Origin of the sequence: Burkholderia sp. Tr-20390 (genome assembly GCF_017104595.1) — a bacterium.
In the GTDB taxonomy this organism is placed as follows: Bacteria; Pseudomonadota; Gammaproteobacteria; order Burkholderiales; family Burkholderiaceae; genus Burkholderia.
The window spans coordinates 1-5,858 of record NZ_JAAGPC010000323.1 but is presented as its reverse complement, the minus strand read 5'-3'; the positions used below and the strand labels follow the sequence as shown (position 1 = coordinate 5,858).

5 protein-coding genes are annotated in these 5,858 nt (G+C 61.7%); all 5 read right to left on the bottom strand.

Annotated features, from left to right (window positions below; translation table 11 throughout):
- Positions 1-279, bottom strand: a 279-nt coding sequence (locus tag G3N98_RS38215) for a GTP-binding protein (RefSeq protein ID WP_241026271.1), incomplete at its 3' end; no start/stop codon positions are given.
- Positions 280-318: 39 nt separating this feature from the next.
- Positions 319-2,421: an elongation factor G gene (gene fusA / locus G3N98_RS38210; protein ID WP_089472003.1), complete on the bottom strand. Its 2,103-nt coding sequence runs from the start codon at positions 2,419-2,421 to the stop codon at positions 319-321.
- Positions 2,422-2,544: 123 nt separating this feature from the next.
- Entirely contained in the window at positions 2,545-3,015 is a 471-nt protein-coding gene (gene rpsG / locus G3N98_RS38205; RefSeq protein ID WP_006477195.1) for a 30S ribosomal protein S7, read from the bottom strand.
- Positions 3,016-3,189: 174 nt separating this feature from the next.
- Complete coding sequence (rpsL, locus tag G3N98_RS38200) at positions 3,190-3,570, bottom strand: 30S ribosomal protein S12 (protein WP_006400662.1); 381 nt, start codon at positions 3,568-3,570, stop codon at positions 3,190-3,192.
- Between the two features lie 227 nt (positions 3,571-3,797).
- Positions 3,798-5,645 carry a DNA helicase RecQ gene (gene recQ / locus G3N98_RS38195; RefSeq protein ID WP_089472002.1) on the bottom strand — a complete coding sequence of 616 codons (1,848 nt, stop codon included), beginning with the start codon at positions 5,643-5,645 and terminating at the stop codon, positions 3,798-3,800.
- Between the last annotated feature and the right edge of the window lie 213 nt (positions 5,646-5,858).

Genomic DNA, 5,858 nt, shown 5'->3' with positions numbered 1-5,858 from the left:
GATCATGTTCTTCACATAGTCAGCGTGGCCCGGGCAGTCGACGTGTGCGTAGTGGCGGTTAGCCGTTTCGTACTCGACGTGTGCCGTGTTGATCGTGATGCCGCGCGCCTTTTCTTCCGGTGCCGCGTCGATCTGGTCGTATGCCTTCGCTTCGCCGCCGAACTTCTTCGTCAGAACCGTCGTGATCGCTGCCGTCAGCGTCGTCTTGCCGTGGTCAACGTGACCAATCGTACCAACGTTCACGTGCGGCTTGGTCCGCTCGAATTTACCTTTTGCCATGATTCTCTTCTTTCAAAAATTATCGATTGAGATAACGAATTACTTCGACTTCGCGCTGATGATCGCGTCAGCAACGTTGCGCGGAGCTTCAGCGTAGTGCTTGAACTCCATCGTGTACGTTGCACGACCTTGCGTCAGCGAACGCAGCGACGTCGAGTAACCGAACATTTCCGACAGCGGTACTTCGGCGCGCACGATCTTGCCGCCGCCAACCATGTCTTCCATGCCCTGGACGATACCGCGACGGCCCGACAGGTCGCCCATCACGTTGCCCATGTAGTCTTCCGGCGTCTCGACTTCGACAGCCATCATCGGCTCGAGGACGACCGGGTTCGCCTTGCGCATCGCTTCCTTGAACGCCATCGAACCGGCCATGCGGAACGCGTTTTCGTTCGAGTCAACGTCGTGGTACGAACCGAACGTCAGGTGAACCTTCACGTCGACGACCGGGAAGCCGGCCAGCACGCCCGACTTCAGCGTGTCCTGGATACCCTTGTCGACCGCCGGGATGTATTCACGCGGAATCACACCACCCTTGATCTCGTCGAAGAACTCGTAGCCCTTGCCTTGTTCGTTCGGCTCGAGCGTGATGACTGCGTGACCGTACTGGCCGCGACCACCCGACTGCTTGACGAACTTGCCGTCGACGTCCTTCGCCGTCGAACGGATCGTTTCGCGGTAGGCAACCTGCGGCTTGCCGACGGTTGCTTCCACGCCGAATTCACGCTTCATCCGGTCGACCAGAATTTCGAGGTGGAGCTCGCCCATGCCCGAAATGATGGTCTGGCCCGACTCTTCGTCGGTCTGCACGCGGAACGACGGATCTTCCTGAGCCAGACGGTTCAGCGCCAGACCCATCTTTTCCTGGTCAGCCTTGGTCTTCGGCTCGACAGCCTGCGAAATCACCGGCTCCGGGAACACCATGCGCTCGAGAATGATCGGGTTCGCCGGATCGCACAGCGTGTCGCCCGTGGTCGCTTCCTTCAGGCCGACCGCAGCAGCGATGTCGCCCGCGCGAACTTCCTTGATTTCTTCGCGCTGGTTCGCGTGCATCTGCAGAATACGACCCAGACGTTCCTTCTTGTCCTTCGTCGAGTTCAGCAGCGTGTCGCCCGAATTCACCACGCCCGAGTACACGCGGAAGAAGATCAGCTGGCCGACGAACGGGTCGGTCATGATCTTGAACGCGAGTGCCGAGAACTTCTCGTCGTCCGACGCGCGGCGCTCTGCCGACTCGCCGTTTTCGAGTTCGCCCTTGACCGGCGGGATGTCGACCGGCGACGGCAGGAAGTCGATCACGGCGTCGAGCATACGCTGCACGCCCTTGTTCTTGAACGCGGTACCGCACAGCATCGGCTGGATTTCGCACGCGATCGTACGGTCACGCAGCGCCTTGACGATGTCGGCTTCCGGCAGATCGCCTTCTTCCAGGTACTTGTTCATCAGGTCTTCGTTGGCTTCCGCAGCCACTTCGACCATCTTTTCGCGCCATTCCTTGCAGGTCTCTGCGAGCTCGGCCGGGATGTCGACGTAGTCGAACTTCGTGCCTTGCGACGCTTCGTCCCAAATGATCGCCTTCATCTTGATCAGGTCGACGACGCCCTTGAAGTTCTCTTCCGCGCCGATCGGCACCACGACCGGAACCGGGTTCGCCTTCAGGCGCAGACGGAGCTGGTCGTAGACCTTGAAGAAGTTCGCGCCGGTACGGTCCATCTTGTTGACGAACGCGAGACGCGGCACCTTGTACTTGTTAGCCTGGCGCCACACCGTTTCCGACTGCGGCTGCACGCCGCCCACTGCGCAGTACACCATGCACGCGCCGTCGAGCACGCGCATCGAGCGCTCGACTTCAATCGTGAAGTCGACGTGGCCCGGGGTGTCGATGATGTTGATGCGGTGTTCCGGATAGTTGCCGCCCATGCCCTTCCAGAAGGCGGTGGTAGCAGCGGACGTGATCGTGATGCCACGCTCCTGTTCCTGCTCCATCCAGTCCATCGTGGCTGCGCCGTCGTGGACTTCACCGATCTTGTGGTTCACACCGGTGTAAAACAGAATGCGCTCGGTCGTCGTCGTTTTGCCGGCGTCGATGTGAGCGCTAATACCGATATTGCGGTAGCGCTCGATAGGAGTCTTGCGAGCCACTTTGATCCTCTACTGGGATGACACGATGCAGCCCTGCTGCATCATGCTTCAACACAAACGGGCGAGGCGCCTGAAAAGCGCACCCGCCCGGAATTTATTTCCGCTAAAAGCCCAGCCAGGCGCTTAGAAACGGAAATGCGAGAACGCGCGGTTGGCTTCTGCCATGCGGTGAACTTCGTCGCGCTTCTTCATCGCGCCGCCACGGCCTTCGGCCGCTTCGGAGAGTTCACCTGCCAGGCGCAGGGCCATCGACTTCTCGCTACGCTTCTTCGCAGCCTCACGCAGCCAGCGCATCGCCAATGCCATACGACGCGACGGGCGCACTTCGACCGGAACTTGATAGTTGGCACCACCAACGCGACGGCTCTTCACTTCGACCACCGGCTTGACGTTGTTGAGCGCAACCGTGAACACTTCCAGCGGGTCCTTGCCACCCTTGGTCTGGATTTGTTCGAATGCGCCATAAACGATGCGCTCTGCGACCGACTTCTTGCCGGACAGCATCAGCATGTTCATGAACTTGGCTACATCAACGTTACCGAACTTCGGATCCGGCAACACTTCCCGCTTGGGGACTTCGCGACGACGCGGCATGATTCTTCCTTTACTTGTTCAGTTGGAGCTGGTTCCAGCTCCGCGGCCACCAACAAACCCGATCACATCTTCACGACTAACCAGCTTGGCCGGGTGACCACTTACTCGACAGCACCGGCAATCCGGCACTCCCGCCTTGACCGCCCTCTGTGGCGATCCCTGATCAAAAACTGCTTACTTGGCAGCCTTTGCACGCTTCGCGCCGTACTTCGAGCGCGCTTGCTTACGGTCCTTGACGCCCTGGGTATCCAGCGAGCCGCGAACCATGTGGTAACGCACACCCGGCAAGTCCTTCACACGGCCGCCGCGGATCAGCACAACCGAGTGTTCCTGCAGGTTGTGGCCTTCACCGCCGATGTACGAAATCACTTCGAAGCCGTTCGTCAGACGAACCTTGGCGACCTTACGGAGTGCCGAGTTCGGCTTCTTCGGCGTCGTCGTGTACACACGGGTGCACACGCCGCGACGCTGGGGGCAGTCCTGCAGGGCCGGGCTCTTGCTCTTCGTCGTTTCCGACTGACGGCCTTTGCGAACCAGTTGGTTGATGGTTGGCATTGTTTATTCCTGAAATTGAACAAAATCTGCGCACCGATTTCGGGCAAAGCGAGAATCGGCGCACAGTTGACTTCCGAACCGGCGAAACGGGTGCGAACCTTGGAACGCGACTCGGCCCACCGAATACCGGAACCCAGCATGATATTCCGGAAATACCAACTAAGTCAACGGCTTGCGTGATTCACCCGCCGAACGCGTGGTTTACCGGAAGGGTCGGAACGCCTGTGTCAGGCCGACTCGACGACGTCGATGATCTCGTCGCCGAAGCGCTCGAGCTTGCGCACGCCCATGCCGGGGATATGGCGCAGGTCGTCGATCGTCTCCGGCGCGTTGCGCGCGATCTCGGCGAGCGTCGCATCATGGAAGATCACGTAGGCCGGCACGCCGTCCGTTTTCGCCGTTTCCGCACGCCACGCACGCAGCGCATCCCACCGTGCGCGCTCACGCGTGCCCATGCCGGCCGTCGGATCGACGCGCGTACCGCTGCGGCTCGACGACTGGCGCGTGCGCTGCGGCTTCACGTAGCGGCGCAGCGTGACCTTCTCCTCGTTCTTCAGCACGGGCTTCGCGGCCTCGGTCAGCACGAGCGCGCCGAAGCCGCCATGATCGACGGCCAGGTAGCCGTACGCGACGAGCTGCCGGAAAATCGCCCGCCATTCGGGCTCCGACAGCGATGCGCCGATCCCGAACGTCGTGAGCTGGTCGTGGCCGCGCTGCAACACCTTTTCGGTGCGCCCGCCGCGCAGGATCTCGATCAGGTGGCTCGAGCCGAAATTGAAGCCGCTCGCGCGCTGCGCGCGGAACACGCACGACAGCGCCATCTGCGCTTCACGCGTGGCGTCCCATGAAGCCGGCGGCTCGAGGCACGTGTCGCAGTTGCCGCACGGCTTGCTCTCCTCGCCGAAGTAGTTCAGCAGCCGCACGCGGCGGCACGAGATTGTCTCGCACAGCCCGAGCAGCGCGTCGAGCTTCGACGTCTGGACGCGCTTGTGCGCGTCGTCCGCATCGGACTCGTCGATCATCTTGCGCTGCTGGACGACGTCGCCGAGGCCGTACGCCATCCACGCATTCGCGGGCATCCCGTCGCGGCCGGCTCGGCCCGTTTCCTGGTAGTAGCCTTCGACGCTCTTCGGCAGATCCAAGTGCGCGACGAAGCGCACGTCCGGCTTGTCGATGCCCATGCCGAACGCGATCGTCGCGCACATCACGATACCTTCCTCGCGCTGGAACATTTCCTGATGCTTCTGCCGCACCTCGAACTCCATCCCCGCGTGATACGGCAGCGCTCGCACGCCCTGCGCCTTCAGCCATTCGGCCGTTTCCTCGACCTTGCGGCGCGACAGGCAATAGACGACGCCTGCATCGGTCGTGCCGTCGGGATTCGTGTGCTCGGCGCGAATGAAATCGAGCAGTTGCGAACGCGCGTTGTCCTTTTCGACGATCCGGTAGCGGATGTTCGGGCGGTCGAAGCTCGACACGAACACGCGCGCATCGTCGAGCGCGAGACGGTGGATGATCTCGTCGCGCGTGATCGCATCGGCCGTGGCGGTCAGCGCGATGCGCGGCACCGACGGAAACCGCTCGTGCAGCACCGACAGCTGGATATATTCCGGGCGGAAATCGTGCCCCCATTGCGACACGCAGTGCGCTTCGTCGATCGCGAACAGGCCGATTTTCGCGCGCTCGAGCAGGTCGAGGAAGCGCCCCGTCATCAGCCGTTCCGGCGCGACGTACAGCAGGTCGATTTCGCCCTCGCGCAGCGCGCGCTCGGTCGCCGCAGCCTCGGCGCCCGATAGCGTCGAATTCAGGTACGCGGCGCGCACACCCACTTCGCTCAGCGCGGCGACCTGGTCCTGCATCAGCGCGATCAACGGCGACACGACGATGCCGGCGCCCTGCCCGGCCTCGCGGCGCAGCAATGCGGGAATCTGATAGCACAGCGACTTGCCGCCGCCGGTTGGCATCAGCACGAGGCAATCGCCGCCGCCGGCGACGTGCTCGACGATCTCGCCCTGCTGGCCGCGAAATGCGGGGTAACCAAATACTTCGTCGAGGATTTCGAGGGCGCGGGACATGAATGAGGACAGGGACGGCTAAACGATGACCGCAATTTTAACAACCCGCTCGCGCGACGCGTGGCGAATCGTGCGGTTTGGCCGATCTGACCTTTCCCCTCTGAAGTATCCCACTGTAAAGTTAGTGGCAAGGCCGCAGGAGAAACCTTGTCATGAAGAAATCGCGGTTCAGTGAAGAGCAGATTATCGGGGTGCTGAAGGAAGCCGATGCAG

Coding starts and splice junctions, on each gene's coding strand:
- rpsG (WP_006477195.1), bottom strand. CDS start 3,015: ATGCCGCGTCGTCGCGAAGTCCCCAAGCGGGAAGTGTTGCCGGATCCG.
- recQ (WP_089472002.1), bottom strand. CDS start 5,645: ATGTCCCGCGCCCTCGAAATCCTCGACGAAGTATTTGGTTACCCCGCA.
- rpsL (WP_006400662.1), bottom strand. CDS start 3,570: ATGCCAACCATCAACCAACTGGTTCGCAAAGGCCGTCAGTCGGAAACG.